A 2909-nucleotide genomic window follows, 5' to 3' on the forward strand; every position below is an offset into this window, starting at 1 on the left:
CGAACTTCGCCGCGTCGTCGTTGGATGTTCCGAAGGTCTGCTGCATCATCACCGGCGCCAGCCCGTCCTGCTTCTCGCACGGTTCATGGTGCTGGTAGCCGAGGGCGTGACCGACCTCGTGATTGATCAGATACTGCCGATAGGACCCGATGTCGCCCTGGAAGGGCACGGCCCCGCGAACCCACCGCGCCTCGTTGATGAACACCCGAGGCTCCGACCTTGCCCCGTAGGACGGGTTGTAGCAGGACGCCTCGAGCGGGATCTCGTACCCGCAGCCTCCCCGGACCGTTATCGGCGAGGTCAGCGAAATGCGGAAGTCGGGGGTGATCGGGCTGCTGCCGTCAATCCGCACAAAGCCGATCTGCGGCGCATGCGTCCATCCCTTGGGGTTGCGCAGCGTCTGGTCGACCATCCGGGCGAACGCCTCATCTCCGCCGAACGCGGTGGTGTCGATGCCGTTCTCCACCTCGATGGTGTAGGCGAAGACCTTCTCGGCGCCCTGGCCGAACGGCGGCTCCGTACCGGGAATGACGCGCCACGTCATGTCACCGGCTTCGGTGAAGGGGCCGCCGTTGGGCAGCACCCCGGTCGGGAGGTTGACGTCGAATTGGGTCAGGCCACGCGGCGGTGCACCGATGATCGAGGTGCCGGCCGATCCGATGGTCGGCGGCCCCTGCACCTGGTCGTCGGCGGCGCGGGTGCGCACGCCCGTACCGGTGACGGTCTGGTACACCACCACGATGGTCAGAGCCATGAGCACCGGCAGCGCGTAGGCGCGCCAACCGTAGGTGGATACGAATCTGCCCAGCCAGGTCTGTTTACGCCACTGGCGGTGCACGTCTCGGTCGGACCGCACCCGCCCGGCGCCGGCCGCCAGCGGGTCGCGCTGGGCGCGTAGCGGCTCGCGGAAGCGGTCTCGCAGCACCGGGGCTCGACCACCGCTCCGCCCCGGGTCGTAGGTCACCGTCCCAGAATGGCACAGGGTGCGCGAGCTGGGACTCTTAGGCACGCCAGGAGGGGGCCCACCAGGCGTCCGAAACGGCCTTCAACAGCCCTTTAGCGGATGTCGCTGGTGGATGCGACGGGCCCAGCGCGTAGTCTCGCTGTCACGCACCGGCCGTCGCGGGCCCCGTCCCCGGCGTCCGGCCGAACCAGATTGAGGAGTCGATGAGCAAACCGATCGACACGGCTGAGCGAGACGGCTCCGGTCCGGCCGACCGCCGCGGGGGCGGCGCCAAGGCGCCGGCTGCCAACGCCCGCCGGGGCAGCCGCCTGCCCCGCGACGAGCGCCGCGGTCAGCTGCTGATCGCCGCCAGTGACGTTTTCGTCGACCGCGGCTACCACGCGGCCGGCATGGATGAGATCGCCGAGCGGGCCGGCGTCAGCAAGCCCATCCTCTATCAGCACTTCGCGTCGAAACTGGAGCTGTACCTGGCGGTGCTGGCCCGGCACGTGGACAACCTGGTCTCCGGTGTGCGTCAGGCCCTGCGGACCACGACCGACAACCGGCAGCGGCTGCGCTCGGCGGTGCAGGCCTTCTTCGACTTCATCGAGCACGACAGCCAGGGCTACCGGCTGATCTTCGAAAACGACAACGTCGCCGAGCCGCAGGTCGCGGTCCAGGTGCGGGTGGCCACCGAGTCCTGCATCGATGCGATCTTCGACCTGGTCAGCCACGACTCCGGCCTGGACCCGCACCGCGCCCGGATGGTCGCGGTGGGGCTGGTCGCGATCAGCGTGGACTGCGCCCGGTACTGGCTGGACAGTGACCGCCCGATCTCCAAGGAAGACGCCGTCGACGGGACGGTGGCCTTCGCCTGGGGCGGCCTGTCACACGTGCCGCTTACCCGCTGACGGGTTCGCCGGCACCGATGCCGAAACCGACCCGTCGGCTGTCGGCGACACCGATCTCGACATAGGCGATCTTGGCGGCCTGCACCAGAAAGCGGCGGCCCTTCTCGTCGGTGAGAGACAGCAGTCCGGCGCTCTCGGCACCGGAGGCCAACGCGTCAGCGACCAGTTTCTCGACTTCATCGGGCGTCTGCGCACTGGAGATGACCAGTTCGCGCGCGCTGTCGGTAATCCCGATCTTGACCTCCACGCCGGCCCCTTTCGTTCGCGTTGGGCGTTGCTAAGCAGGCTAGTGGACGCCCGCCGGGTTGGTGCGCTCCGGCTGTTCGCCCTCGGAGATACCGGGCCGGAACGCCGGACCGGTGGGGGCCGGCGCAGCGCGACCGGCGCCGCGGGTCATGCCAGGCCCAGCTCGCGCATGCGCGCGTCGTGGGTCTGTTGCAGACGGTCGAAGAATCCGGCCAGCTGGGCCAGCCCGGCCGCGCCGGACACCACCAGATCAGCCAGTTCGTCACGGTCGGCCAACACGTACTGCGCCTGGGTGATCGCCTCGCCGAGCAGCCGGCGCGACCACAGGGCCAGCCGGCTGCGCTGTTTGGCGCTGGCCGTGACCGCGCGACGCACCTCCTCCAGGACGAACTGCGAATGCTTGGTCTCGGCGAGCACCGCCCGCACCACGTCGGCCACCTCGTCGGGGAGCCCGTCGGCGATCTGCAGATAGAAATCGGCGGCCAGCGCATCGCCGATGTAGGTCTTGACCAGTGCCTCCAGCCAGGTGCTGGGCATCGTCAGCCGGTGGTAATTGTCAAGGGCGCTGGCGTATTTCGACATCGCCGCCACCACGTCGACGTTCCGGCGCTCGAGGGCTTCGCGCAGCAGCTCGAAGTGGCCCATCTCCGCGGCGGCCATCGCCGCCATCGAGATCCGGCCACGCAGATCGGGTGCCATCCGAGCTTCCTCGGTGAGCCGGTAGAACGCGGCCACCTCGCCGTAGGCCAGGGCCGCGAAAAGCTCGTTGATACCCGGACTGTCTCTTATACACATCTGACGCTGCCGAC

The 2909-nt window shown here is 68.9% G+C and carries 4 protein-coding genes; 1 reads left to right on the forward strand and 3 read right to left on the reverse strand.

The features are described from left to right. A partial coding sequence (locus tag LI92_RS20720; protein ID WP_046322250.1) for a DUF3152 domain-containing protein occupies nucleotides 1-964 on the reverse strand: 964 nt, incomplete at its 3' end. 203 nt (nucleotides 965-1167) lie between these two features. On the opposite strand from LI92_RS20720, the gene fasR reads away from it, so the two are divergent. Then, a complete protein-coding gene (fasR, locus tag LI92_RS20725; protein ID WP_046322248.1) occupies nucleotides 1168-1854 on the forward strand; it encodes an HTH-type transcriptional activator FasR in 687 nt (228 codons plus the stop codon). On the opposite strand, the gene LI92_RS20730 is transcribed toward fasR, so the two are convergent. Then, nucleotides 1844-2101 carry a DUF3107 domain-containing protein gene (locus LI92_RS20730; protein WP_046322249.1) on the reverse strand — a complete coding sequence of 86 codons (258 nt, stop codon included), beginning with the start codon at nucleotides 2099-2101 and terminating at the stop codon, nucleotides 1844-1846. The genes fasR and LI92_RS20730 overlap by 11 nt on opposite strands. 146 nt (nucleotides 2102-2247) lie before the next feature. Further along, nucleotides 2248-2895, reverse strand: coding sequence for a ferritin-like fold-containing protein (locus tag LI92_RS20735; RefSeq protein ID WP_082109834.1), 648 nt, complete (start codon nucleotides 2893-2895; stop codon nucleotides 2248-2250). Between the last annotated feature and the right edge of the window lie 14 nt (nucleotides 2896-2909).

This window comes from Mycobacterium sp. UM_Kg1 (genome assembly GCF_000972925.1).
GTDB classification, from domain to species: Bacteria; Actinomycetota; Actinomycetes; order Mycobacteriales; family Mycobacteriaceae; genus Mycobacterium; species Mycobacterium hiberniae.